The sequence below is a fragment of the Paraburkholderia kirstenboschensis genome (assembly GCF_904848585.1).
Classification (GTDB): domain Bacteria; phylum Pseudomonadota; class Gammaproteobacteria; order Burkholderiales; family Burkholderiaceae; genus Paraburkholderia; species Paraburkholderia kirstenboschensis.
Genome location: NZ_CAJHCR010000022.1, coordinates 21,542 through 47,556, shown reverse-complemented (window position 1 = coordinate 47,556; position 26,015 = coordinate 21,542). Strand labels below are relative to the sequence as shown.

Annotated in this window: 23 protein-coding genes and 1 tRNA gene; 10 read left to right on the top strand and 14 right to left on the bottom strand. The window is 61.8% G+C overall.

What is annotated here, in order from left to right:
- Window positions 1–30: 30 nt before the first annotated feature.
- The 3 genes from cgtA to rplU form a co-directional block, all read right to left on the bottom strand.
- Window positions 31–1,152, bottom strand: a complete 1,122-nt coding sequence (cgtA, locus tag JMY24_RS33485; RefSeq protein ID WP_128595859.1) for an Obg family GTPase CgtA — start codon at window positions 1,150–1,152, stop codon at window positions 31–33.
- Between the two features lie 213 nt (window positions 1,153–1,365).
- Complete coding sequence (gene rpmA, locus JMY24_RS33480) at window positions 1,366–1,629, bottom strand: 50S ribosomal protein L27 (RefSeq protein WP_007180330.1); 264 nt, start codon at window positions 1,627–1,629, stop codon at window positions 1,366–1,368.
- Window positions 1,630–1,654: 25 nt separating this feature from the next.
- Window positions 1,655–1,966 (bottom strand): 50S ribosomal protein L21, encoded by a 312-nt coding sequence (gene rplU / locus JMY24_RS33475; RefSeq protein WP_007180329.1) that lies wholly within the window; start codon window positions 1,964–1,966, stop codon window positions 1,655–1,657.
- Between the two features lie 239 nt (window positions 1,967–2,205).
- Between rplU and JMY24_RS33470 the strand changes: the two genes are divergently transcribed.
- The 9 genes from JMY24_RS33470 to yacG all read left to right on the top strand — a co-directional run bounded on the left by JMY24_RS33470 (window position 2,206) and on the right by yacG (window position 10,378).
- Window positions 2,206–3,198 carry a polyprenyl synthetase family protein gene (locus JMY24_RS33470; RefSeq protein WP_020071241.1) on the top strand — a complete coding sequence of 331 codons (993 nt, stop codon included), beginning with the start codon at window positions 2,206–2,208 and terminating at the stop codon, window positions 3,196–3,198.
- Between the two features lie 48 nt (window positions 3,199–3,246).
- A tRNA-Pro gene (locus JMY24_RS33465) sits at window positions 3,247–3,323 on the top strand.
- 228 nt (window positions 3,324–3,551) lie between these two features.
- Window positions 3,552–4,850: an HlyC/CorC family transporter gene (locus JMY24_RS33460; RefSeq protein ID WP_193425164.1), complete on the top strand. Its 1,299-nt coding sequence runs from the start codon at window positions 3,552–3,554 to the stop codon at window positions 4,848–4,850.
- Window positions 4,851–4,997: 147 nt separating this feature from the next.
- A complete protein-coding gene (locus JMY24_RS33455) occupies window positions 4,998–6,296 on the top strand; it encodes a GspE/PulE family protein (protein ID WP_201703677.1) in 1,299 nt (432 codons plus the stop codon).
- The gene (locus tag JMY24_RS33450; RefSeq protein ID WP_201703675.1) at window positions 6,293–7,522 is read left to right on the top strand and encodes a type II secretion system F family protein; all 1,230 of its coding nucleotides are present in this window, start codon (window positions 6,293–6,295) and stop codon (window positions 7,520–7,522) included. The genes JMY24_RS33455 and JMY24_RS33450 overlap by 4 nt, the downstream gene beginning before the upstream one ends.
- Window positions 7,523–7,550: 28 nt before the next feature.
- Window positions 7,551–8,504 carry a prepilin peptidase gene (locus JMY24_RS33445; protein ID WP_236597642.1) on the top strand — a complete coding sequence of 318 codons (954 nt, stop codon included), beginning with the start codon at window positions 7,551–7,553 and terminating at the stop codon, window positions 8,502–8,504.
- Between the two features lie 3 nt (window positions 8,505–8,507).
- Window positions 8,508–9,119, top strand: coding sequence for a dephospho-CoA kinase (gene coaE / locus JMY24_RS33440; protein WP_128595862.1), 612 nt, complete (start codon window positions 8,508–8,510; stop codon window positions 9,117–9,119).
- 180 nt (window positions 9,120–9,299) lie between these two features.
- A complete protein-coding gene (gene zapD, locus JMY24_RS33435) occupies window positions 9,300–10,055 on the top strand; it encodes a cell division protein ZapD (RefSeq protein WP_128587558.1) in 756 nt (251 codons plus the stop codon).
- Window positions 10,056–10,180: 125 nt separating this feature from the next.
- Entirely contained in the window at window positions 10,181–10,378 is a 198-nt protein-coding gene (gene yacG / locus JMY24_RS33430) for a DNA gyrase inhibitor YacG (protein ID WP_128587561.1), read from the top strand.
- Between the two features lie 103 nt (window positions 10,379–10,481).
- On the opposite strand, the gene JMY24_RS33425 is transcribed toward yacG, so the two are convergent.
- The 5 genes from JMY24_RS33425 to ltrA all read right to left on the bottom strand — a co-directional run bounded on the left by JMY24_RS33425 (window position 10,482) and on the right by ltrA (window position 17,930).
- On the bottom strand, window positions 10,482–10,904 hold the full coding sequence (locus JMY24_RS33425) for an NUDIX domain-containing protein (protein ID WP_128595863.1): 423 nt from the start codon (window positions 10,902–10,904) through the stop codon (window positions 10,482–10,484).
- Complete coding sequence (locus JMY24_RS33420; RefSeq protein WP_128595864.1) at window positions 10,901–11,770, bottom strand: ATP-binding protein; 870 nt, start codon at window positions 11,768–11,770, stop codon at window positions 10,901–10,903. The genes JMY24_RS33425 and JMY24_RS33420 overlap by 4 nt, the downstream gene beginning before the upstream one ends.
- Before the next feature lie 40 nt (window positions 11,771–11,810).
- On the bottom strand, window positions 11,811–13,052 hold the full coding sequence (gene argJ / locus JMY24_RS33415; protein ID WP_128587568.1) for a bifunctional glutamate N-acetyltransferase/amino-acid acetyltransferase ArgJ: 1,242 nt from the start codon (window positions 13,050–13,052) through the stop codon (window positions 11,811–11,813).
- A 164-nt stretch (window positions 13,053–13,216) separates the two neighbouring features.
- Window positions 13,217–16,027 carry a preprotein translocase subunit SecA gene (gene secA, locus JMY24_RS33410; RefSeq protein ID WP_128595867.1) on the bottom strand — a complete coding sequence of 937 codons (2,811 nt, stop codon included), beginning with the start codon at window positions 16,025–16,027 and terminating at the stop codon, window positions 13,217–13,219.
- A 202-nt stretch (window positions 16,028–16,229) separates the two neighbouring features.
- Complete coding sequence (gene ltrA / locus JMY24_RS33405; protein WP_128595865.1) at window positions 16,230–17,930, bottom strand: group II intron reverse transcriptase/maturase; 1,701 nt, start codon at window positions 17,928–17,930, stop codon at window positions 16,230–16,232.
- A 1,217-nt stretch (window positions 17,931–19,147) separates the two neighbouring features.
- Here ltrA and JMY24_RS33400 point away from each other — a divergent pair.
- Window positions 19,148–19,633: a DciA family protein gene (locus tag JMY24_RS33400; RefSeq protein WP_128589011.1), complete on the top strand. Its 486-nt coding sequence runs from the start codon at window positions 19,148–19,150 to the stop codon at window positions 19,631–19,633.
- An 84-nt stretch (window positions 19,634–19,717) separates the two neighbouring features.
- Here the strand turns inward: JMY24_RS33400 and lpxC are convergent, their stop codons facing one another.
- The 6 genes from lpxC to JMY24_RS33370 all read right to left on the bottom strand — a co-directional run bounded on the left by lpxC (window position 19,718) and on the right by JMY24_RS33370 (window position 26,014).
- Window positions 19,718–20,635, bottom strand: coding sequence for a UDP-3-O-acyl-N-acetylglucosamine deacetylase (gene lpxC, locus JMY24_RS33395; RefSeq protein ID WP_020071227.1), 918 nt, complete (start codon window positions 20,633–20,635; stop codon window positions 19,718–19,720).
- 295 nt (window positions 20,636–20,930) lie between these two features.
- The gene (locus tag JMY24_RS33390) at window positions 20,931–21,434 is read right to left on the bottom strand and encodes a peroxiredoxin (protein ID WP_128595866.1); all 504 of its coding nucleotides are present in this window, start codon (window positions 21,432–21,434) and stop codon (window positions 20,931–20,933) included.
- A 217-nt stretch (window positions 21,435–21,651) separates the two neighbouring features.
- Window positions 21,652–22,848, bottom strand: coding sequence for a cell division protein FtsZ (gene ftsZ / locus JMY24_RS33385; RefSeq protein WP_128589007.1), 1,197 nt, complete (start codon window positions 22,846–22,848; stop codon window positions 21,652–21,654).
- Window positions 22,849–22,998: 150 nt separating this feature from the next.
- Window positions 22,999–24,231, bottom strand: coding sequence for a cell division protein FtsA (gene ftsA / locus JMY24_RS33380; RefSeq protein ID WP_012434417.1), 1,233 nt, complete (start codon window positions 24,229–24,231; stop codon window positions 22,999–23,001).
- Between the two features lie 27 nt (window positions 24,232–24,258).
- Window positions 24,259–25,011 (bottom strand): cell division protein FtsQ/DivIB, encoded by a 753-nt coding sequence (locus JMY24_RS33375; protein ID WP_128590794.1) that lies wholly within the window; start codon window positions 25,009–25,011, stop codon window positions 24,259–24,261.
- A 49-nt stretch (window positions 25,012–25,060) separates the two neighbouring features.
- Window positions 25,061–26,014, bottom strand: a complete 954-nt coding sequence (locus tag JMY24_RS33370) for a D-alanine--D-alanine ligase (RefSeq protein ID WP_201703673.1) — start codon at window positions 26,012–26,014, stop codon at window positions 25,061–25,063.
- Window position 26,015: the final 1 nt, after the last annotated feature.

Here is a 26,015-nt window from a genome sequence, read left to right as displayed (position 1 = left end):
CAACCCGCAAAGGCCCGGCGCCCGAGTTGTTTAGTCCCGCGGATCGGCGCTGGATTCGCCAGCGGCGGCAGGTGCTTCCGGCTTGTCGCGAAAGCGGACGTCGGCGGCGAGGTCTTCGGCTTCGGCGGCGCGCTGCGCTTCCGAATGGGCCGCGATGTAGTCGAACACCGCATAGCAGAGATTCTCGCAACCTTGACCGGTCAGAGCCGAGATTTCGAAGACCGGGCCTTCCCAGCCGAAGCCCTCGATAAACGCCGAAACGCGTGCCTCACGCTCGTCCTCGGGGACCATGTCGAGCTTGTTGAGCACGAGCCAGCGCGGCTTCTGATACAACAGCTCGTCGTACTTGCGCAGTTCGTTCACGATCGCCTTGGCTTCCGCGACTGGATCGACCGCTTCGTCGAACGGCGCCAGGTCGACGATGTGCAGCAGCAAGCCCGTGCGCTGCAAGTGCCGCAGGAACTGGTGGCCGAGCCCCGCGCCTTCCGCGGCACCCTCGATCAGACCGGGAATGTCGGCGATCACGAAGCTGCGGCTCGGTCCGACTCGGACCACGCCGAGATTCGGCGCAAGCGTGGTGAACGGATAGTCTGCGATTTTCGGCTTCGCGTTCGACACGGAAGAGATGAACGTGGACTTGCCCGCGTTCGGCATGCCGAGCAGCCCGACGTCGGCCAGTACCTTCAACTCGAGGCGCACCATGCGGCGCTCGCCCGGCTTGCCGTCGGTTTTCTGGCGCGGCGCGCGGTTGGTGCTGGATTTGAAGTGCAGATTGCCGAGACCTCCCGCACCGCCCTGCGCGATTTGCACGCTCTGGTTGTGCTCGGTCAGATCGGCGATCAGCTCGCCGGTTTCCATGTCGGTAATGGTCGTGCCAACCGGCATGCGCAGCGTGATGTCGTCGCCGCCCTTGCCGTAGCAGTCTGCGCCGCGGCCGTTTTCGCCGTTTCGCGCCATATGTTTTTTCGCGTAACGGTAGTCGATCAGCGTGTTGATGTTGCGGTCTGCTACCGCAATCACGCTGCCGCCCCGGCCGCCGTCGCCGCCATCCGGGCCGCCGAACGGAACGAACTTCTCGCGGCGCATCGACGCGCTGCCATCCCCTCCGTCGCCGGCGATGACTTCAATCCTCGCTTCGTCAATGAACTTCATGCGTAACTCCGTCCCGTGGTGTACTGCCAGATGGTGCTGCTGAATACTACTGGATGCTGCTATTTTGCCGCGCCCGCGGCGCGATGATCAATCGACCGAACGGCATAGGCGCAGCGCCGCAATTGCAGGGCCAACGGCCCTTGCCGCAATAAAAAAAGCCCCGCTAACTTCGCGGGGCCTTTTTCCGGTCCTGAAGCCCGTGCCTGAGTGAACTCAGACTGCTGCCGGGACGACGTTGACCATGTGCTTCTTCGCTGCGCCTTTCGTCGAGAAATTGACGTGGCCGTCCGTCAGCGCGAACAAGGTGTGATCCTTGCCGATGCCAACGTTTTCGCCCGGGTGCATACGCGTGCCGCGTTGGCGAACGATGATGCCGCCAGCGTTGATAGCCTGACCGCCGTAAACCTTCACGCCGAGACGCTTCGATTCAGAGTCGCGGCCGTTGCGGGATGATCCGCCTGCCTTTTTGTGTGCCATTTGATTTGCTCCTTAACCGGTGCGCTTACGCGTTGATAGCGTCGATGCGCAGTTCGGTATAGTTCTGGCGGTGGCCGCCATGCTTCTGGTAGTGCTTCCGGCGACGCATCTTGAAGATAGTCACTTTAGCGTGACGACCTTGCGACACGACGGTAGCCTTGACGGAAGCCCCACTGACCAGCGGCGTACCGAACTTAATCGATTCGCCTTCGCCCACTGCGAGAACCTGGTCGAGCGTGATTTCAGCGTCAATGTCTGCCGGTATCTGTTCTACTTTAAGTTTTTCGCCGACGGCAACTTTATACTGCTTGCCACCGGTTTTTATGACCGCGTACATTGAGAACCTCACTCTGTGTTCATTCGTTTCACATTTTCCCCACGCACCGCGCGCGGAAACCCGTGATTATACATAGAGTTAGCTGCTCGGTCAAAACTCATTGAGAGCGGCCCCGCGTTCCGTCCGGGGACGCGCAGCCCAGCGCCTGGCGGCGTCCACGAGCGCGCCGCGCGGCAGTCCGCGACCCGGAACAACCGCGATTCGCCTTATAATTCGCGGCACTACCCAATTCAGCCATCATGTCGTCGACTGCCACCACCTCCTCCAACGCCGCCAGCCTGCTCGCTCCGATCGCCGAAGACATGCAGCAGGTGAATCGCGTCATCCGGCACCGTCTTGCGTCCGAGGTGATGCTGATCAACCAGATTTCCGAGTACATCATCAGTGCCGGCGGCAAACGCCTGCGGCCGGCGCTGCTGCTCCTGGTGGCCGGCGCGCTCGGGGAAACCACGGGGCACCGGCATGAACTGGCGGCGGTCGTCGAATTTATCCACACGGCAACGCTGCTGCACGACGACGTGGTCGACGAATCCGATTTGCGGCGCGGTCGCCAGACCGCCAACGCGCTGTTCGGCAATGCGGCGAGCGTGCTGGTAGGCGACTTTCTCTATTCGCGCTCGTTCCAGATGATGGTGGGCGTGGGCAAGATGCGCGTCATGGAGATCCTGTCGGAAGCTACCAACATCATCTCCGAAGGTGAAGTGCTGCAACTGCTGAACATGCATGACGCCGACGTGGACCAAGCCCGCTACATGCAGGTGATCCGCTACAAGACGGCCAAGCTCTTCGAGGCCGCGGCGCAGCTCGGCGCGGTGCTGGCCGGCGCAGATGCCAGAACCGAAGCAGCGGCGGCGGAGTTCGGCCGGCGCATCGGTACGGCTTTCCAGATCATGGACGACTGGCTCGACTACACAGGCACGGCGGAGTCGATGGGAAAAAACGCCGGCGACGATTTGCGTGAGGGCAAGCCCACGCTGCCGCTCATCTACCTGATAGAGCGCGGCACGCCCGAGCAGTCGGCTCTCGCTCGCGAGGCCATCGAGCAAGGCGGCACCGACCGTTTCGACACCATCTTTGAGGCGATCACACGTTCCGGGGCGCTCGATCACACGCTCGAATGCGCGAAGCAGGAAGCTCAGGCCGCAGCGGCGGCAATTTGTTCGTTTCCTGATTCCATTTACAAAGAAAGCCTGCTAGAATTATGTTCTTACTCGACGGCGAGACAGTCTTAAATAAGACTCAAACGCCGGTTTAGTCTGATTCGAGTCCGCAGTACACATCGGGGTGTAGCTTAGCCTGGTAGAGCGCTACGTTCGGGACGTAGAGGCCGGAGGTTCGAATCCTCTCACCCCGACCAGATTCGCCTTGTTAGTTCAAGGCTCGAAAAACCGCCCAGCGTGCTCGGCGGTTTTTTGTTTTTGCGGCCGGATTTTGTTTTTGCGGCCAGATTTGCCGCCGGGCTTGCGGCGCACGCACTCGGCTCGGGCTACTAGCCTCCGAGTGGCAACATCCCTGCTGGCGGCTTGCGCCGCCCCCTCTGCTATATTCTCTCCATCCTTTTCCCCTCTTTTATCCTTCACGACGCGTGGAACAACTTCCCTTATGGGCGCAGATTGGCGCCGTCTTTCTGCTGCTGATCTGCTCGAGCTTCTTTTCCATTACCGAAACGGCGATGATGGCACTCAACCGCCATCGCCTGAAGCACCTTGCCAGCAAGAATGCGCTCGGCGCGAAGACCACTCAGGGTCTGTTGGCGCACACCGATCAACTGCTGAGCGTCGTGCTGATCGGCAACAATCTGTTCAACACCATCATTCCGGTGCTGACTACTTCGATCGCGCTGCACACGTTCGGTCGTAACAACGTTGTGCTTTCCATCGCGACCGGCATCGTCGCGTTCCTGATCATCGTTTTTGCCGAGATCACGCCGAAGATCGTCGGTGCAACGTTCCCCGAGAAGATCGCGCTGCCAGCCAGCCTGCTGATCGCGCCGATGATGCGCGTCGCGAGGCCGCTCATCTGGTTCGTCAATCTGTTCGCCACCGGCATCTTGCGGGTGCTGCATATCAACACAAAAGGCGCGCGCGATCAGCGCCTCTCCACTGAAGAACTGCGCGCCATCGTGCTCGAGTCCGGCAGCTTCATGCCGACCAAGCACCGCAGCATTCTGCTGAACCTGTTCGACCTCGAAAACATTTCCGTCGACGACGTGATGATCCCGCGCCGCCGCATCGAGGCGCTCGACTTCGACGCTCCGTTCGAGCAGATCCTGCATCAGCTCGAAACCTGCTATCACAACAAGCTGGTCGTCTATCAAGGCGATATCGACCGCGTGCTCGGCGTGCTGCACGTTCGCAAGACACTCGCCGCTCTGCACAACCAGGAACTGGAGCGCGAGACGCTGCGCGAACTGCTCGCCGAGCCGTACTTCGTGCCGACCGGCACGCCGGTGTTCCAGCAATTACAGTTCTTCCAGGAGAGCCGCCATCGCATCGCGCTCGTCGTCAACGAATACGGCGAGTTGCAAGGGCTCGTCACGCCGGAAGACATCATCGAGGAACTGATCGGCGAGTTCACCACGTCGATCCCTCGTGGCGCCAATTCGCGCGGCGGCTGGAACGAACTCGGCGAATGTATCGTGGCGGGCAGCATGCCGCTGCGTGAGCTGAACCGCTGGTTGCAACTCTCGCTGCCCACCGACGGCCCGAAAACGCTCAACGGGCTGATCCTCGAAATTCTCGAAGACATTCCCGATGGCGATGTCTGCGTGCAAATCGGCGACGTGAAGCTCGAAGTAATGCGCAGCGACGACCAGGCGATCCGCACCGTCAAGCTGTTCAAGCCGCCGGCGCGCGCGAAGGCTGGCAAGGCGTTGCTGGGTTAGTTCATGCCGGTTGAGGCCGGCGCCGCACGCCAGCATCCCATAAGCCCGCGCCGTGCGCCATTAGCCGAATGGCCGAGTGGCGGCGCCGCACGCCTTGCCCGAAGATGAAGCCGTCGTGTTCTACAGGCGGCTCGTCGCCGGCTCTTCATGCAAGCTTCTTTTCAACCCGCGGCGTTGGTGCGGCCGCTACCGGCAGGCAGCGAAAGCGCCTCTCGCAATAAGCCAAACGGGCTCACCGGCGAAACCGGCGGCGCTGCCGCAATGCCCCACGATTCCGACAACGCCCCCGCCGTGCGTCTTCTGACTGACACGTTGAGGGAAGCGACACGCCGCAACGCATCGGATCTGCACATCGAACCAGCGGAAAACGGCTGGCGCGTGCGCTTGCGCATCGACGGCGTGTTGCATGAAATGGCGACGCCGCCCGCCCATCTGCGGGACGCCTTCATCACGCGCGTGAAGGTTCTGGCGCGCATGGACATCGCCGAGCGGCGTGTCCCACAGGACGGCCGGCTGCGGATCGCCACGTCGCCAGGACGGCCCGAGGACTACCGCGTCAACTCGCTGCCCACGCTGTTCGGGGAAAAGCTCGTATTGCGCAGGCTCGACGCGCTGCCAACCGATCTTTCGCTCGACTCGCTCGGGCTGGATGCTCGGCAACGCGATGCCGTCGATTCCGCAATTCGGGCGCCGCATGGTCTGGTGCTCGTCACGGGGCCAACAGGGAGCGGCAAGACGCTGTCGTTGTATTGCTTCCTGAACCTGCTCAATAGCGAGGCGCGCAATCTGTGTTCCGTCGAAGATCCGGCGGAAATCCAGCTGGCCGGCATCAATCAGGTCAGCGTGCGTGAGAAGGCCGGGCTCACTTTCGCTGTCGCGTTGCGCGCCTTCCTGCGCCAGGATCCGGACGTCGTCATGGTCGGCGAAATACGCGACGAGGAAACCGCCGACGTCGCCGTAAAGGCCGCGCAAACCGGCCACCTGGTGCTGTCGACGTTGCACACGAACGACGCGCCAGCCGCTGTCGCGCGTCTGATCGACATCGGCGTGGCGCCGTACAACCTTGCGGCCGCGTTGCGCATGGTGACGGCGCAGCGACTGGTGCGCCGCCTGTGCACAGCTTGCCGGGCGCCCGCGCCGCACTCTGCCGCGGCGCTTCGTTCCGCGGGCTTCGCCGAAGAACAGATTGATGGTTTGCAGCCCTACGTTGCGAAGGGTTGCGTGGTTTGCCACGGCATCGGCTATCGGGGCCGCGTCGGCGTCCACCAGGTCATGCCGGTATCCGATGCCATGCGTGAGTTGATCGTCGCGCGAGCGGGCACTCACGAGCTCGCGCGGCAGGCGCGCAGCGAACACGTCGGCACCCTGCGCGACGCCGCGTTGGCTCTCGTGCGCGACGGCACGACGAGCCTCACCGAAGCACTCGCCGCCACCGAGGCCGCATGAGTACTCCCGCGGCACATCGCCCTGCGTCAACCGACACGCGCTTCAGGTGGCACGGTGTCGATGCCGACGGCGGCCATAGAACGGGCGCGCTCATTGCGCCGGATGCGAGCACCGCTCGCGCCCTGCTCAAACGCGACAACCTGTTCGTGGTCGACCTGAAAGCTCAAGGGCCGGCGCCGCGCCCAAAAGCAAATGCCGCCGACGTCACGCTGTTCACGCGCCAGCTCGCAAGCCTGCTGCGCGCCGGCTTGCCGCTCGCCCCCGCACTGGACCTACTGGGCAAGGCGCAAAGCTCGCGTCGTTCGGGCATCCCGCGGATCGTCGGCGCATTGGCGCGGGACATCACGGCAGGCCTGCGATTTTCGGCAGCGTTGCAGCGGCATCCGTTGCAGTTCAACGCCCTGTATTGTCAACTCGTCGAAGTGGGCGAGGCCGCTGGCGCACTGTCCGCGGTTCTCGCGCGAATCGCGGACGACCGCGAGCGCGCCGCCGCGCAACGGGCGAAAGTGCGCGCGGCGTTGACTTATCCTGTCGTAATTCTGCTGCTGGCCCTAGCCATTACCGCCGCTTTGCTCGTCTGGGTGGTGCCGACTTTCAAACAGATCTTCGACGGTTTTGGCGCGCGTTTGCCCGCGCCAACGCAGTTTGTATTAGCGCTGTCGTCGGGCGCCGCGCAATGGAGTGTGCCCGCCATCGCGGTCATCGTCGCGACGTATTTCGCGGCGACGTTTCTGCTGCGACGTTCCGAAACGGCGCGCATCCGCTTCGCGCGTTTATCGCTGAAAATGCCGGTCGCCGGTTCACTGCTCGCCACGCTTTGCGCCGCACGCTGGAGCCGCGCGCTCGGCACGTTGCTGTCGGCCGGCACGCCGCTCGCCGACGCATTCGATTCGCTGACTCACGCCACGGGCAACGCCTTTTTCGACCGCGCAACTGTGGACATCGCGGCGCGGCTGCGGCGCGGTGAACGGCTCGCCGCAGCCATGCGCTCGGCAAGCTGCTTCCCGCAAGAGGTCGTGCAGCCGGTCGCCGTTGCCGAGGAGTCCGGAGCACTCGACACCATGCTTCTCGACGTGGCGTCGCTGGCCGATCGTCAGGTAGACGAAAAGATCGGCACGCTGTCCAGCCTGTGCGAACCGCTCGTCATTGTTGTGCTGGGGGCGCTGGTCGGCGGGCTTGTCATCGCAATGTATCTTCCCATTATTCAACTCGGCAACGTGGTGTAGCATCGCAGCCGAATCCACCGTTTCGTCCATGCAGGCAGCTCATTCACTCGTGCCAGAAACCTCCTCCAACCTGCTTTCGGGCTCGCTTTCGAACCTGCTGCCAGGTCATTTCGCAGCCGGTCTCGGTCAGGCATTCAGCAGCCTGCCGGCCGCCTTGCAGTTCGCTTTTGCGATCGTATTCGGGCTCGTGATCGGCAGCTTCCTGAACGTCGTCGTGCATAGGGTACCGATCATGCTTGAACGCGCATGGCGTCTGGAAGTGAGCGAGGCCACTAACGAACCTCTCGAACAGGACGGCCTGCCGGCGCGCTACAACCTGTGGGTGCCACGCAGCGCCTGTCCTCACTGCGGTCATGTGCTGCACGCCTGGGAGAACCTGCCGGTGCTCAGCTATCTGCTGCTGCGCGGTCGCTGTTCCGCATGCGGGGCTCGCGTGAGCCCGCGGTATCCGCTGCTCGAACTCGCCAGCGCGGCCCTCGCAGCCGCCGCTCTCGCGCTGTTCGGTCCGACGCTCGCCGCGCTTGCCGCGTTCGGACTGTGCGCCGCCCTGCTCGCAATGAGCGCCATCGACATCGACACGCATCTGCTGCCGGACTCGATGACGTTGCCCCTGCTTTGGGCGGGCATCATCGTCAACTTCTACGGCGTGTTCGCAAGTCTTCACGATGCCGTGCTTGGCGCTATCTTCGGCTATCTGGTGCTGTGGGCCGTGCATTGGCTGTTCCGGCTCGTGCGAGGTATCGACGGCATGGGTTACGGCGACTTCAAACTGCTCGCGGCGCTCGGCGCGTGGCTTGGCTGGGCGGCGCTCCCTCAGATCGTGCTGGTTGCCGCCGTGGCGGGCGCGGTCGTCGGTCTCGCGGCAACGTGGCGCGGCCGCATGCGGTTCGAAGAGCCGCTGCCGTTCGGGCCGTTTCTTGCAGCGGGCGGCGTTCTCACATTGTTTTTCGGCACACCGCTTTACCTGGCTCTCGGAGGCTGAAGCATGTTCGTTGTGGGACTCACAGGCGGCATCGGCAGCGGCAAATCGACCGTTGCCGATCTGTTCGCGGCGCATGGCGTGCCGCTCGTCGACACGGATCTGATCGCGCATCGCATCACCGCGCCGCACGGCATCGCGATGCCGCAGATCGCCGCCGAGTTCGGCAGTGCGTTCGTCGCCGCGGACGGCTCGCTCGACCGCGCACGCATGCGCACGCTCGTCTTCAGCGACGACGCGGCGCGCAAGCGGCTCGAGAACATCACGCATCCGCTGATTCGCGCAGAAACGGAACGCGAGCAACGCGAGGCCACAGGGCCTTATGTGATCGTCGTGGTCCCGCTGCTGGTCGAGTCGGGCAGCTGGAAAAACCGCGTGAATCGCGTACTCGCCGTGGATTGCAGTGTGGAGACGCAAATCTCGCGCGTCATGAACCGCAACGGTTTCAGCCGCGAACAGGTGCTCGCGATCATTGCCCGCCAGGCTACGCGCGAAGCGCGGCTCGCCGCCGCAGATGACGTGATCGTGAACGACAACGCGCCGCTTGCTGCCCTCGCCGCGCAGGTCGACGCGCAGCATCGGGCGTACCTGTCGCTTGCCCGTGTTAATCCCGTGTGACCTATTGGCGCGAAACGTTGAACTTTGGCATTGGCTGTATGCCGAAGCAGCGGAAAATCGCGAGAAACGCGCCGAAAAATGTGCAGAAACCCGCGAGAAAAGCGCGCGATTGCTAGGGTAGTCGCACGGCATTAGAATGTCCTGCATTCCCGTCACCGACCACGCCCGAGGCGAGCCCGCTTGATCCTTTACGAGTACCCCTTCAACGAGCGAATCCGGACGCTATTGCGCCTCGAAGATCTGTTCGAGCGCTTCACGTTCTTTCTGACGCAAGATGACGCCAGGGAACATCATGTCGCACTGACTACGCTGTTCGAAATCTCAGAGGTAGCGGGTCGCGCGGATCTCAAGTCCGATCTGATGAAGGAACTCGAACGGCAGCGGCAAACGCTCGCGCCGTTTCGCGGCAATCCGGGAATCGAGCAGAGCGCGCTCGAAGCGGTGCTCGGCGAAATCGAGCAGACGTTGGCGGGGCTTTCGCAGATGCAGGGCAAGACGGGCCAGCATCTCGCGGAGAACGAATGGCTCGCCAGCATCCGCAGCCGGGCGATCATCCCGGGCGGCACGTGCAAATTCGACCTGCCGTCGTATTACGCGTGGCAGCAACTGCATCCGGATCAGCGGCGTCAGGACATTGCCAAGTGGGTCACGCCGCTGCTGCCTCTGCGCGACGCGGCCACGATCGTGCTAAGGCTCGCACGCGAGTCGGGTCAGGCGTCGAAGGTCATGGCCATGGCGGGCAGCTATCAGCAAATGCTGTCGGGCCGCTCGTATCAATTGATGCAGGTGCGCGTGGCGCCGGAATTGCGCGTGATTCCCGAGGCCAGCGCCAACAAATACATGCTCTGGGTGCGCTTCACGGTGCAGGACGGCGATCTGCGTCCACGTGCCGTCGATGTGGACGTGCCCTTCCAGCTCACGCTTTGCAGCCTGTAAGCAAGCGCCTCGCTTGCGCTTCACGGACTCGAATAAAGCGGTCGGCTCGCTCGCCGCGCCTTTAAAGCGGCGACAAATGCCCCTATATTCGATACTTGTTCCATTTGCGCTGACCGCCTGACCGTATGCCAACCGTCGTCAAATGCCCCACTTGCGGAAAGGACGTCCGCTGGACAGCGGAAAACCGCTTCCGCCCGTTCTGCTCGGACCGCTGCAAACAGATCGATCTTGGCGCCTGGGCCGCTGAGAAATACAAAATCGGCGGGACCGATCAGGAAGCGCCGTCAGACGAGTCGCCCGGCGGCGACTCCAACCCGCATTGAGCATGCGGGGACGTAGGCCGGGCGGTCCACAAGGGCCGCACGCGCCGGTCGCTGCAAAAGTGCTCATTGATCAAGCAACGCCAGCATTACGTGCTTCTATCTGTCAGCGTTTCTCTGCCGCGAGCCATTCCAGCACGGGAATGGTCGCCGGCAGGAGCGGCGCAACGTCGGCCGGCAGCGCTTGCCACACAAACGCCTGACCTTCGCGGCCGTGCGGCTCGCCCTTCCACTGCGTCACCTTGCAGAAAAAGAGCCGCACATAAGCATGCGGATAATCGTGTTCGAGCGTATGCCAAAGGTGGCACGCTTCAACTTCGATGCCCAGCTCTTCGTGTAGCTCGCGAGCAAGGGCCGCCTCGACCGATTCGCCCGTTTCCAGCTTGCCGCCCGGAAACTCCCAGTAACCCTCGTACGGCTTGCCCGCCGGACGCTGCGCGAGCAGATAGCGCCCGTCCGGCTGAACGAGCACGCCGACCGCGACTTCCGTCACCGGACGACCGGCCGAGTTCGTTTGCGCGTCGCTCATGCCTCGGATTTCCGGCCGGACCAGTCGCGCGCAAACTGCCACGCGACACGCCCCGAGCGCGAACCACGCTCGAGCGCCCACACCAATGCGTCACCGCGTGCGGCTTCGACTTCAGCGTCGTTGCAGCCGAAATGCCGCAGCCAGTGGCCGATGATCGACAGGTAGTCGTCCTGCTTGAACGGATAAAAGCTGACCCACAGCCCGAAACGTTCTGACAGCGAGATCTTTTCTTCGACCAGCTCGCCGGGATGAATCTCACCATCTGACGTGTGCTTGTAGGTCTCGTTGTCGCTCATGTACTCCGGCAGCAGATGGCGGCGGTTCGACGTCGCGTAAATGAGCACGTTGTCCGACTGCGCGGCGACCGAGCCGTCGAGCGCAACTTTTAGCGCCTTGTAGCCCGACTCGCCGTCTTCGAACGAGAGGTCGTCGCAAAACACCACGAAGCGTTCCGGCCGCTTCGCGATCAGATCGACGATGTCGCCGAGATCGTGCAGATCGTCTTTGTCCACTTCGATCAGGCGCAAGCCGTCTTTCGCATACGCGTTCAGGCACGCCTTGATCAGCGACGACTTGCCGGTACCGCGCGCGCCCGTCAACAGCACGTTATTGGCCGGCAGCTTGTGGACAAATTGGCGCGTGTTCTGCTCGATCAGCGCTTTCTGACGATCGATGTTTTGCAGATCGTCGAGCGTAATGTCGGAGATGGCCGGCACTGGCTGCAGGTAGCCGCGCCCCTGGCGTTTGCGCCAGCGAAAGGCGACCGCCGCCGCCCAGTCGATATCAGGCGCGGCGGGCGGAAGCATCGCTTCCAGTCGGACGAGCACGGCTTCGGCCCGTGTCAGAAACTGTTCGAGTTTGTCCATAACAATGAGTGAGCAGCCAGAGGCCGCATGATGAACCTGATTACGAGCGGTAGTCGGCGTTGATGCTCACGTAGTCGTGCGACAGATCGCAAGTCCAGATCGTGGCTTGCGCATTGCCGCGGCCGAGCACGACGCGAATGCCGATCTCGCTCTTTTTCATGACGCGCTGGCCGTCTTCTTCACGGTAGGCCGGATTGCGGCCGCCGGCAGTCGCGACCAGCACGTCGTCCAGATACAGATCGATCTTGCCGACGTCGAGATCGTCGATGCCGGCATAGCCGATAGCCGCGAGAATGCGGCCGAGGTTCGGGTCCGATGCATAAAAGGCCGTCTTTACGAGCGGCGAATGGCCGATCGCATACGCGATCTGCCGGCATTCACCGGCGCTCGAACCGCCTTCTACCTGCACCGTCATGAATTTGGTCGCGCCTTCGCCGTCGCGCACGATCAGCTGCGCGAGCGTCTGCGCGACTTCGGTCACCGCGTCGCGCAACGCTGCGTAAGCGGGCGAGTCGGTGGACGTGATCGCCGGCAGGCTCGATTTGCCCGACGCGATCAGGATGAACGAATCGTTCGTCGACGTATCGCCGTCGATCGTGATGCAGTTGAACGAACGGTCTGCAACGTGTTTGACCAGCGCGTCGAGCACCGGCTGAGCGAGCGCCGCGTCGAACGCGAGGAAACCGAGCATGGTCGCCATGTTCGGCTTGATCATGCCGGCGCCCTTGCTGATGCCGGTCAGCGTGACCGTGTGGCCCTCGATCGTGACCTGGCGCGAGGTCGCCTTCGGCAGCGTGTCGGTGGTCATGATCGCCTGCGCGGCGTCGTACCAGTTGGCTTCCTTGCGGTTCGCGAGCGCGGCCGGCAAACCCGCCTTAAGACGATCGACCGGCAACGGTTCCAGAATCACGCCCGTCGAAAACGGCAGCACCTGCTCCGGCGCAATGTCGGCGAGGCGCGCGAGTTCCGCGCAGGTTTCACGCGCCGCCACGAGGCCCGGCTCGCCGGTGCCCGCGTTCGCGTTTCCGGTGTTGATCACGAGCGCACGAATTGGCTTGCCGCCGGCGCGCACGCGCTCCAGATTCTCGCGGCACACCGTGACCGGCGCCGCGCAAAAGCGGTTCTGCGTGAAGACGCCGCCTACCGTCGCGCCTTCATCGACGGAAATGACGAGCACGTCCTTGCGGTTCGGCTTGCGAATGTTCGCCTCCGCCCAACCGAGCGTGACGCCGGCGACGGGATGCAGTTGAGCGGGATCGATCGAGGGGAAATTGACAGCCATGGTCGCGACCTGTCGAAGAAAATGCCGGCGAGTGCCGGCATTGAGGGAAACGGAACTGGTAGCTCGGCCAGATGCCGGACCACCGCGAAATCAGCAACACAACACGGTGCAAGAAAGACTGCGCCAAGCGACGCGGCGCGCTCGTAAGCGCGCCGCCCAAGGCATTATGCGATCTTGCCGTGACACTGCTTGTACTTCTTGCCGCTGCCGCACGGGCACGGATCGTTCCGGCCGACCTTCGGCACGTTGTCCGCGCCGACATGCGACGCCGTTTGCGACGAGGAGCCGTGGCTCATCGCGTCGCCGATCATCGCAGCGGTTGCGGCCTCCGCTGCGGCAGGCGCCGCGGCCGAGGCTTCGGCGAATTCGGCGTGACGGAACTCGACGTTCTCGAGGTGGCCGCCCTGCTCTTCCAGCTGTTCGGCCGCCTGCTCCAACTGCTCGGGCGACTGGATCTGCACGTTCATCACCACGCGAGTGACTTCGAGCTTCACCGCGTCGAGCATGGCGGCGAACAGTTCGAACGCCTCGCGCTTGTATTCCTGCTTGGGGTTCTTCTGCGCATAGCCACGCAGATGGATGCCCTGACGCAGGTGATCCAGCGCGGCGAGATGTTCGCGCCAGCTGCGGTCTAGCGTTTGCAGCATGATGGAACGTTCGAATGCGCTAAACGACTCGCGGCCGACCAGTTCGACCTTGGCCTCGTACGCTTCGTCTGCGGCGGCTTGCACCGCTTCTAGAATCTCGTCGGACGTGATCGAGTTCGACTCGTTGATCATTTCCTGGATCGCGAGGTCGAGCTGCCATTCGTTGCGCAGCACTTCTTCGAGTTCCGGCACGTCCCACTGTTCTTCAATGCTGCCCGCCGGCACGAACTGATGAACGATCTCGGCGATCACGCCATGACGCATCGCACCGATCGTTTCGGTAATGTCGTTCGCTTCGAGCAGTTCATTGCGCTGCTGGTAGATCACCTTGCGCTGATCGTTCGAGACGTCGTCGTATTCGAGCAGTTGCTTGCGAATGTCGAAGTTGCGCGCCTCGACCTTTCGCTGCGCCGATTCGATGGAACGCGAGACGATGCCCGCTTCGATCGCCTCGCCTTCCGGCATCTTCAGGCGGTCCATGATCGCGCGCACACGGTCGCCCGCGAAAATGCGCAGCAGCGGATCTTCCAGCGACAGATAAAAGCGCGACGAACCCGGGTCGCCCTGACGGCCTGCACGGCCGCGCAACTGGTTGTCGATCCGCCGCGATTCGTGGCGCTCCGTGCCGATGATGTGCAGACCGCCCGCGGCCTTCACCTGATCGTGCAATGCCTGCCATTCGTCATGCAGCTTCTGGATGCGACGCTGTTTTTCGTCCTCGGGAATTGTCTCGTCGAGTTCGATGAACGACGCCTGTTTCTCAGCATTGCCGCCGAGCACGATGTCAGTGCCGCGACCTGCCATGTTCGTGGCGATCGTAATGCGCTTCGGACGACCGGCTTCCGCGACGATCTCCGCTTCACGCGCGTGCTGCTTTGCGTTCAGCACTTCGTGCGGCAAACCAGCCTGCTTCAGCAGATGCGAGAGCAGTTCCGAATTTTCAATCGACGTGGTGCCGACCAGCACCGGCTGACTGCGCTCGTAGCAATCGCGGATGTCGCGGATCACCGCGTCGTAGCGTTCCTTGGCGGTCTTGTAGATCTGATCCTGCTTGTCGATCCGCTTGGGCGGACGGTTGGTCGGGATCACGACCGTTTCGAGACCGTAGATCTCGTTGAATTCGTACGCTTCGGTGTCGGCCGTGCCGGTCATGCCGGACAGCTTCGCGTACATGCGGAAGTAATTCTGGAACGTGATCGAAGCGAGCGTCTGGTTCTCGCTCTGAATCTTCACATGCTCTTTCGCCTCGACAGCCTGGTGCAAGCCGTCGGACCAGCGGCGGCCGGCCATCAGACGGCCGGTGAATTCGTCGACGATGATCACCTCGCCGTTCTGCACCACGTAGTGCTGGTCTTTGTAGAACAGCGTGTGTGCCCGCAATGCGGCGTACACGTGGTGCATCAGCGTGATGTTCTGCGGCGCGTACAGGCTTTCGCCCTCGCCGATCAGACCCCACTCGGCGAGCAGGCGTTCGGCTTTCTCGTGACCCGATTCGGTCAGGAACACCTGACGGCCTTTTTCGTCGAGCGTGTAGTCGCCCGGCTTTTCCACGCCCGTGCCGTCGGCCTTCTCTTCGCCGATCTGGCGCTCGAGCAGCGGCGGCAGCGCGTTCATGCGCACGTAGAGTTCGGTGTGATCTTCCGCCTGACCGGAGATGATCAGCGGGGTACGCGCTTCGTCGATCAGGATCGAGTCCACCTCGTCGACCACGGCGAAGTTCAGCGCGCGCTGCACGCGCGCTTCCGGCTCGTACACCATGTTGTCGCGCAGGTAGTCGAAGCCGAACTCGTTGTTCGTACCGTACGTGATGTCGGCGGCGTACGCCTGCTGCTTCATCTCGTGGTCCATCTGCGACAGATTGATGCCGACGGACATACCGAGGAAGTTGTAGAGGCGCGCCATCCACTCGGCGTCGCGCTGGGCGAGGTAGTCGTTCACCGTGACGACGTGAACGCCGCGGCCGGACAGCGCGTTCAGATACACCGGCAGCGTGGCGACGAGCGTCTTGCCTTCGCCGGTGCGCATTTCGCCGATCTTGCCGTAGTGCAGAACCATGCCGCCGATCAGCTGCACGTCGAAGTGGCGCATTTTCAGCACCCGCTTGCTCGCCTCGCGGCAGACCGCAAACGATTCCGGCAGCAGTTTATCCAGCGACTCGCCGCTCGCGACGCGTTGGCGGAACTCGTCCGTTTTCGCGCGCAGTTGATCGTCCGTCAATTGCTCGATCTGCGGTTCGAGCGCATTGATCGCCGCGACGGTCTTTTGATATTGCTTGACTAGCCGCTGGTTGCGGCTGCCAAAAATCTTCTGTAGAAAACCGGTGGTCATCGGATCGGTGTCTGCGTCGCGGCTTCGGCTGGGTCGCGGCGTGCTGTTCAAGCACGCGCGCTCCGGGGTCGGAATGGCCTCGGCGGCTTAGTCCAAGAGTGAATTGTCGGGTAGCCCGACCTTCTTACGAAGATCGGGCCCCCCGAGAACCGTACGTGCGAGTTTCCCCGCATACGGCTCAAATCTACAAACAAAGTTCTGTCTACGACAGAACCGGCTTAGTTACTACAAGTTTACCAACGTGTACCTGCTGGTGACAGTGCGGGTGAAGCAAGACCCGGTTGGACAACTTGTCTGACCCGCCATGCATCCGATATTCCAGATGATGGTCGTGCCAGCCTGTTTCGTCCGTCAAGGCACAGCCGCAGTGCGCACACAGCCCACTCTGCGACATGTACAGCTTTGCCCACTGTTTCCGGTAGCGCATCGAATCCCACAGACGCGTCTGCCGCAGTTGCTCGCCATATTGCTCCCACTTCGGATCAAAGGGATTGAATTCTCCTTGGATCTTCTTGTGTCTCCTGATCGCCGTACCGCTGAGTTGGTACAACTCCATCAGGCCCCAACTGCCATCGTCTCGAACCGTCCGGACCGCAAACACCCACTGTCGAGCGTCGATTGAGTGGAAGTACTTCTGTCGCACCCAACTGCTGCTCTTTCGCGGATGTCGCCGCTTGGACCACCACCAGAGCCTCCGGAACACCAGATGCTCCATGTGGGTGTACGCCTTTTTGGCCGTAACCGGATGGTGATACTGCGCCCATCCGCGCAACATTGGATTTAGCAGTCGGATCATCTCCTCCTGCTTCACCGTCTTGTTGCTGCGAATCGTTTCCGCCACCTTGCTGTAGAACGCTTTCGCGTTCTTCTTGCTCGGTTTGATGAGCATCTTTCCCGAGTACTTCCGGAAATTCCACCCAAGGAAATCGAAGCCGTCGTCAATGTGAGTGATCCGCGTCTTCTCCTCCGATAACTGCAGTCCCAGAACCGCAAGGAATGCCTCTACCCAAGGTCGGACCTCGCACTCCAGCAACTCACGCGAGTCGCCGGTGATTACAAAGTCGTCCGCGTACCGCACCACATTCACTTTGAGCCTTCGAGCTTTCATGATCCCTAGTTTTGCACCGAGGTGCACTTCCAGTTCTCGCTCCAGCCCATTCAGCGTTACGTTTGCCAACGTCGGGGAGATGATGCCTCCCTGCGGCGTACCGGCCTCAGTCGCCTGTAGCTGCCCCTTATAAATCAGGCCAGCCTTCAACCATTTCCGGAGGATTACTCTGTCCATCAGGACATTATTTTCCAACCAGTCATGACTGATGTGGTCAAAGCAGCCCTTGATATCCGCTTCGAGGACCCATTTGGCAGAAGCCTCTTGGGACATACAAACGCGGATTTGGGCCATCGCATCAGCTGTCGAACGATTTAGCCTGAACCCGTAAGAATTCAGATCACTCGTCGACTCCGATACTGGCTCCAAAGCCAGCAGATGCAGAGCTTGCATCGCCCTGTCCCGCATGGTCGGAATGCCCAGAGGGCGTTCCTTCCCATTGGCCTTGGGGATAAAGACTCTCCGTAATGGCAGAGGCTTGTATCCGCGCCGCTTCAACCTGCCGATGGCTTCCCACCGGCTGTCAGGCGAATCCCATAGCTCGCGATCGACTCCAGCCGTTCGCGCACCCTGGTTTTGCGTAACACGTCGTACCGCATACAGCTTCGCAGACAACGTGCGGGTCAGCATCCGTTGCAGGGCTTTCACCCTTCGCCAATCGCTTTCCCGCGTCGCCTTCGCAATTCGAATCTGCATCCCTCTCACGTTCCGCTCAACCCGTTGCCAATCTATGGCGTACCAGTTGTCCGGCGCGTGGGAAAGCGCAGATCCGGTCTTTCGACCAGATACTTTCATGCTGCTCTCCTACCTGGAAAAGTCCCCAGACAGAAGGCGCATCTCCCCCAGCGGGGCAGATACACCCCGCTGGGGAACAACAAAACTCAATGCAGGCGCATGCACCTGCATCTGACCAAGTTACAGAGGGTAGTCAGCCGTCTTGCGACGGTAGACCAGACGGAAGTCTGCCCGCTTTCGCGTGGGGTGATGTTCCAACCCCTATCCGAACCATTACAGCCCGGCTTTCGCTTTTTCCGTCCTCCCATACCTGCACAATCAACAGCGTCCCTTGCGGTTCGCCTGCCAGCCTTACTGCGCTGGCAACCATACAGGCTTACCACGTTCCCGGCATGTCACACGACTGACTTAGGTTCTGCCTATTCCCCGGCGGTATCACGAACGACGTAACCCGAGATTCGAGCGGGCTATCCAACCGCATACCTTTTTGGTCAGTGCCTATCAGCAGCTTTGGCACACAATGCTAACGAGGTTTATCAGCAGTTCACTTCCGTTAACCCTATCAGCCAGCCTAGCGCCTTACCCCCTTGCTGCTAGGAGTATCCAGACCGCCTCCTCGCGGAACCAATCTGCCCGAAACGTCCGGGGGCTACATTGTCAGAAGAGCTTCACACCCCACCGTTGCCAGTGGCGCATGTCTCCCTAGGCTACTGCTGGTCGTACAGCAGGTTCACTACCCTCGTCGTCCAACAAACGAGGCCGAACAATGACACACCGAGCTTTCGCTCGTATCGTTTAGCGAAACCCTTGCCTGAAGGCTCGGGAATTGCAAACATCACCCCGCCCTGTCGGCGGAGGTGAAGCCGCTGACTGGGCGGGACCTGACGGTAATCAGGCCCATGCAACAAGGTTCCCGGCTGATTGCTCCGGTTTCCAATTTCACTACAAGGATGCTTCCCATAGGGTTGCATCTGCTTCCTAAAGTGCGGCCCACAAGGGGGCCGCCTGCGGAGGGCATGGTGAGTTACCTCAATAACCCTCTAGTCGATGCTCCGTAACGTGGAGCAGCCGGACACGAGCATGCGTGTCGCACCGAATCGGGCATTTTAGCACGCGCCCCCGCCCACGCTGATGTCTCCAGCGCGACGCCGGCAAGGCAGCGAAGCCCGCCGCGCCGAGCTTCGACGGCGTACATACGGGCGGGTCTGCGTGCATCCCGCGCGGTACAATCGGGGCGTGTTCGCGCATTGGGTGCGAACGCGCCGCCACTGTCAAACATGAGCCGTTTCCCCTCTTTTTCAAGGCCGCCGCCAAAGCAGTTCAACGTGCGCCGACCCCAGCCGGTAGCCGAAGTGCTCAATCGCACCGACGCTTTTGCCGCGCTGCGGGCGGGCGTCGAGCAGATTGCCGCCTTGGAGAAAGACCTGCGGGAACTGCTGCCCGATTATCTGGCCACGAGCGTGGAACCGAGCTTTATCAAGGAAGGCGTGCTGGCGCTTTTCGCCGCCCACAACGCGCTGGCCGCGCGGCTGCGGCATCTCGAGCCGCGGTTGCTGTCGGACCTGCAGCAGCGCGGCTGGCCCGTCAATGCGTTGCGCATCCGGGTGCGGCCGCAACCCGCGAAGGAGCCGCCTCCGGTCAAGCAGGCGCGCATGACGCCTGCCGGTGCCGACGCGCTACACGCGCTGAGCGAATCACTAGCGCCCTCCCCGTTGCAGGAAGCGTTGGCGAAAATGGCGGCGCGGCATCGGAGAAATCGCTGAACAAAAGAAAAAGCGGCTCGTTTGAGCCGCTTATTTTTCGCGCGTTCGCTTCGGAAATTTCACCGAAGATGTGACGTTAATTCTTTACGCAAAAGCCGTCTGCGTCTCATAAGCAAAGCCGCGCGGCGCCTTGCGCGTGTCGTCGAACGTGACGATCTCGTACGAATCTTCATGCGCGAGCAACTCGCGCAGAAGTGCATTGTTCAGGCCGTGGCCCGACTTGTAAGCGTTGTACGAAGCCAGCAACGGATGGCCGACCACATACAGGTCGCCAATCGCGTCGAGCATCTTGTGTTTGACGAACTCGTCGTCGTAACGCAGACCGTCGTTGTTCAGAATGCGGTACTCGTCGAGCACGATCGCGTTGTCCATGCTGCCGCCGCGGGCGAGTCCCAACTCACGCATCATTTCCACTTCATGCGCGAAACCGAACGTGCGTGCACGAGCGATTTCGCGCACGTACGACGTATTGGCGAAATCGACTTCGAGCGCCTGGCCGGTTTTATCGACAGCCGGGTGACGGAAATCAATCGTGAATTTGAGCTTGAAACCGAAATACGGATCGAGCCGGGCGAATTTGTCGCCGTCACGAATCTCGACCGGTTTGGTAACCTTGATGAATTTCTTCGCGGCGTTCTGCTCTTCGATTCCCGCCGATTGAATCAGAAACACGAACGAGCCGGCGCTACCGTCCATGATCGGAATCTCTTCAGCGGTGACGTCGACATAAAGGTTGTCGATGCCGAGACCGGCGCAAGCGGACATCAAATGCTCGATAGTCGAGACGCGCGCGCCGTCTTTCTGCAACACGGAAGCGAGACGCGTATCGCCAATGGCCATTGCCGACGCGGGAATGTCTACCGGCGTGGGCAAATCCACGCGCGAAAACACAATGCCCGTGTCCGGCGCTGCCGGGCGAAGCGTCAGGTCGACTTTACGGCCGGAGTGCAAACCGATGCCGACCGTCTTGACGATTGATTTGATGGTGCGCTGCTTCAACATGGTGATCTTTTATTCGATTGAAAATCCCAATCGGGACTTTTTGTTCCATAGCACGAATTATACTCCATAACCCTAAGGAGCGTCTTCGCACGGAACGTATCAATCTGTTTCGCTGCGTTACCCGAATTATTCATTGGGCGCCCGTGAGGGAAAGCGTGACGGGCCGACGTCCGGAACGGAGGCGTTTCCGGTTGTCGGCCCGCGTAACGGCCTGTCACAAAGCGTCGCGCTCACTGTTGCCGCGGTACAACGCGGTTCGCCGCGTGCCGCGCCAACGGTGATGACGCCGCCATAACTAGCTCAACGTAACGAGGATACTCCTTGAATCGCTCACTTCGAATTTGCCGGCAGCCTCGACGTTCAGCGTCTTGACCACGCCGTCGTCGACAACCATCGCGTAGCGCTGGGAACGGATCCCCATGCCGCGCGCCGACAAATCCTGCTCGAGACCGAGCGCTCGTGTGAAAGCCGCACTGCCATCCGCCATCATGCGCACCTTGCCCGAGGCGTGCAGATCGCGTCCCCACGCGCCCATCACGAACGCGTCGTTCACGGACACACACCAGATTTCGTCGACGCCCAGCGCGCGCAACTGCTCGGCGTGTTCGACATAACCCGGTACATGTTTGGCAGAACAGGTCGGCGTGAACGCGCCAGGCAATCCGAAGATCACCACGCGCTTGCCCGCCGTCTGCTCGCGCACGTCGAAGCTATTAGGCCCGATCGTGCAGCCCGCGCGCTCGTCTTCGACATACTCGAAGAGCGTTGCGTCGGGCAGCTTGTCACCAGCTTGAATCATGCTCAGTCCTTTGCATCGATGCGAAGCGTCTCTCGCACGTCATCGTGTCGCAGTGAATCGGCGACAGTTGCCCAAGCCGCTTCGTTTTCCGAAGAGGGCACTTGTCCTTGCCGCGAATCCGACGATACGCGGCTTGTTTGCCGTTCACCCGCCACGCTCGTGCATTCGTCCGCCAACGCCTATCAAAAGGCGAGGCAGCGAAAGCCTGCCCGTGCGCTCAGTCCGCCTGCTTACGCAGGAATGCCGGAATGTCGTACGTGTCGACGCCCTTCTCCTGCAGCGCCTGCACGTGCGAAGCCGCGGTGTCGCGCGACGTGCGCCACACAGCCGGCGTGTCCAGCGCGCCGTAGTCGGCGGTGCTCGCGTGCGACGGCGTTGCGTAGGCAGCGTGCGCCGTGCTGATCGGCTGATTGTCGGTACCGGTGCGCAGCAGCGTCATGGGTGCCGATTGCTGCTTCTTCGCCGCACGGCCGAGACCCGTTGCCACGACCGTCACGCGCAGCGCGTCGCCCATTGCATCGTCGTACACCGCGCCGAAGATCACGGTAGCGTCTTCTGCCGCATAGCTCTTGATGGTGTTCATCACTTCGCGCGTTTCCGACAGACGCAGCGAACGGCTCGACGTGATGTTCACCAGCACGCCACGCGCGCCCGACAGATCCACGCCTTCCAGCAGCGGGCTTGCAACAGCCTGCTCGGCAGCGAGACGCGCGCGATCGACGCCGGCAACCGTCGCCGTGCCCATCATTGCCTTGCCCTGCTCGCCCATCACCGTCTTCACGTCTTCGAAGTCGACGTTCACCAGACCGTCGACGTTGATGATTTCCGCGATGCCGGCAACTGCGTTGTTCAGAACGTCGTCTGCGCACTGGAAGCACTTGTCCATCTCGGCGTCATCGCCCATCACCTCGAACAGCTTGTCGTTCAGGACGACGATCAGCGAGTCGACGTGATCCTCCAGTTGCTGCGAACCGGCTTCTGCCACACGCATGCGCTTGCCGCCTTCGAATTCGAACGGCTTGCTGACCACGCCAACGGTCAAGATCCCCATTTCCTTCGCGATCTGCGCGACCACGGGTGCTGCGCCCGTGCCCGTGCCGCCGCCCATGCCGGCCGTGATGAAGACCATGTGCGCGCCGCGCAATGCGTCGGCGATGCGCTCACGTGCTTCCTGCGCTGCGGCGTGGCCCATTTCCGGCTTGGCGCCGGCGCCCAAACCCGTGTTGCCCAACTGGATCACCGCGGTGGCGCGCGAACGCGACAAAGCCTGTGCGTCCGTGTTCATCACGATGAAGTCGACGCCTTGCACGCCCTTGTTGATCATGTGCTGAACGGCATTGCCGCCAGCGCCACCTACTCCGACCACCTTGATGATGGTGCCGTTCGTTTCGGTTTCCAGCATCTGGAATTCCATGTTGCCTCCGTCAAGATAAAAAATTCAGCCACTCGGCCGTTATTCGGCAAGAGATCGGGCAACCTCCTGTCGCGCGCCAGCCGCCGGCACCAGCGCGTATTTCTCAAGCTGTCGAAAACCCGTTGAAACTTGCTCGGTAAAACAGATTCGTTAAAAGTTGCCGAGGAACCAGTCCTTCATGCGCGTGAACACCTGTCCCATGGAACCGGACTGCACCGCGACCTTGCGGCCGCGCATGCGTTGCGAGCGTCCTTCGACGAGCAGACCCATCGCCGTCGAATAGCGCGGGTTGCGCACCACGTCGGCAAGACCGCCCGCGTATTCCGGCACGCCGATACGCACCGGCTTCAGGAAAATGTCTTCACCCAGTTCGACCATGCCGAGCATCATCGACGCGCCACCGGTCAGCACCACGCCCGAGCTCAGCAGTTCCTCGTAACCCGACTCGCGCACCACCTGCTGCACGAGCGAAAACAGTTCTTCGACACGCGGCTCGACGACCGCCGCCAGCGCCTGGCGCGACAGCGTGCGCGGGCCGCGCTCGCCGAGACCCGGCACTTCGATCATTTCGTCCGGATCGGCCAGCGCCTGTTTGGCGATGCCGTAGTCCACCTTGATGTCTTCCGCGTCGGGCGTCGGCGTGCGCAAGGCCATGGCGATGTCGCTCGTGATCTGGTCGCCGGCAATTGGAATCACCGCCGTATGACGGATCGCGCCTTCGCTGAAAATCGCAATGTCCGTCGTGCCGCCGCCGATGTCGACCAGCACCACGCCCAGTTCCTTTTCGTCTTCCGTCAGCACCGCGAGCGACGACGCGAGCGGCTGCAGAATCAGATCGTTCACTTCGAGCCCGCAGCGGCGCACGCACTTCACGATGTTCTGCGCCGCGCTCACCGCGCCGGTGACGATATGCACCTTCACTTCGAGGCGAATGCCGCTCATGCCGATCGGCTCGCGCACATCTTCCTGACCGTCGATGATGAATTCCTGCGTGAGGATATGCAGCACCTGCTGATCGGTCGGAATGTTGATCGCTTTCGCCGTTTCGATCACGCGCGCCACATCCGCCTGCGTGACTTCCTTCTCCTTGATCGCCACCATGCCGCTCGAATTGAAGCTGCGGATATGGCTGCCGGCAATTCCGGTGAAGACGTTCGTGATCTTGCAGTCGGCCATCAGCTCGGCTTCTTCGAGCGCGCGCTGAATGGACTGCACGGTGGCTTCGATATTCACCACCACGCCTTTTTTGAGCCCCTTCGATTCGCTCTGGCCGAGGCCGATCACCTCGTAGTGACCTTCGCCCTTCAGCTCGGCGACGATGGCCACCACCTTCGACGTCCCGATGTCGAGGGCGACCAGCAGATCTTTATAGTCTTTACTCATAGCGTGCTCATTGCGTGTGATGTCCGTTTACTTCTTGCCCTTGTCGGGTTCGCTGATAAAGCGCATGCCAGCGGCACGAATCGCGAAACCGTTCGGATAGCGCAAGTCCGCATACTCGATATCCTTTCCCCAACGTTGCGTCACCGCGTTCCAGGCCGCGGTTAGGCGCTTGCTCCGATCGAGCAGCGTGTCCTGATTGCGCTCGCGCCCCAACTCCACCTGCATGCCGTTCGACAGCTTGACCGTCCACGCGTAACGCGGCGACAGCGTCACTTCTTCGGGCGTGGCGCCAAGCGGCGCGAACCACTTCTGAAAGTCGTGATAACGCGCGACCACTTCTTTCGCCGTACCGTCCGGGCCGTCGAACGCGGGCAGGTCCTGTTCGAGTTCGCCCTGGTTCGCGGTGAACAGATCGCCGTCGACGCTCACCAGTTGATCGCTGCCCCACGTGCCAAGCGGTTTGTACTCTTCGAGCGTGACAGCGAGCGCATTCGGCCAGACTCGCCGCACGCTCGCGTGACGCACCCACGGCATCTGCTCGAACGCCTGGCGCGCGACGTCGAGATCGACCGTGAAGAAGTTGCCCTTCAGCCGCCCAACCACGCCTGCGCGCACAGTCGGCGAATTGATGTGCTCGGTATCGCCGTCGATCTGTATTTCGTGCAGCGCAAAATTCGGGCGCTGGATCAGCCAGTAACCGCCTGCCGCCAGCAGCACGAGCACCAGCAACGCATGCAATGCGTTGGCGGCGAAATTGAGCTGGCGAACGTTGTTCCACATGGTGTTGCTTTCGGGTTGCCCCGGTTAGTGCTTCGGTTAGTGCTGCCCGTTAATCCTTGAGCGTCAGCGCCAATACGCCGACAACCAGTTCCTGATAGCTGATGCCCACTGCGCGCGCCGCTTTCGGCGGCAGCGAGTGATCGGTCATGCCGGGCGCCGTATTCACTTCCAGGAAATACGGATTGCCGTCGGCGTCCAGCATGAAGTCGGCGCGGCCCCAATCGGTGCAGCCGAGAACGTCGAACGCACGGCGCGCCAGCACTTTCAAACGCGCTTCGTCGTCGGGCGTCAGACCGCACGGAATCAGATACTGCGTGTCGTTCGCGATGTACTTCGCGTGATAGTCGTAGAACTCGCCGGCCGGCACGATGCGGATCACCGGCAAATCCAGGTTGCCCGCGATGCACGCCGTATATTCGCCGCCGCCTTCGATACTCTTCTCGACCACGACAATCCTGTCGTACTTCACCGCTTCGACGAGCGCTGCCGGCAGTGCGTCGGCGCTTTTCACCTTGATGACCGCGACGCTCGACCCTTCGCTTGCCGGCTTCACGAAAAGCGGCAAACCGAGCTTCGCGACGATATCTTTTGCACGCGCTTCGTAGTCGTCGCCGCGCAGCACGGCTTCGAACGGCGGCGTCGGAATACCGAGTTGCTGCCACACGAGCTTGGTGCGGAATTTATCGAGCCCGAGCGCCGAACCCAGCACGCCGCTGCCCGTGTACTTGATGCCGTAAAAATCGAGCGCGCCCTGGATCTGGCCGTTTTCGCCATAACCGCCGTGCAGCGCATTGAACGCGCGCACGAAACCTTCTTCCTTCAACGCGGCAAGCGGACGCTCGGCCGGATCGAACGCATGCGCGTCGACGCCGGCGTCGCGCAGACCTTGCAGCACGAGACGCCCGGAATTGAGCGACACCTCGCGCTCAGCGGAATTTCCACCGAGCAGCACGGCCACTTTGCCGAATCGTTTAGCGAGTTGATCTGACTGGATACTGCTCATC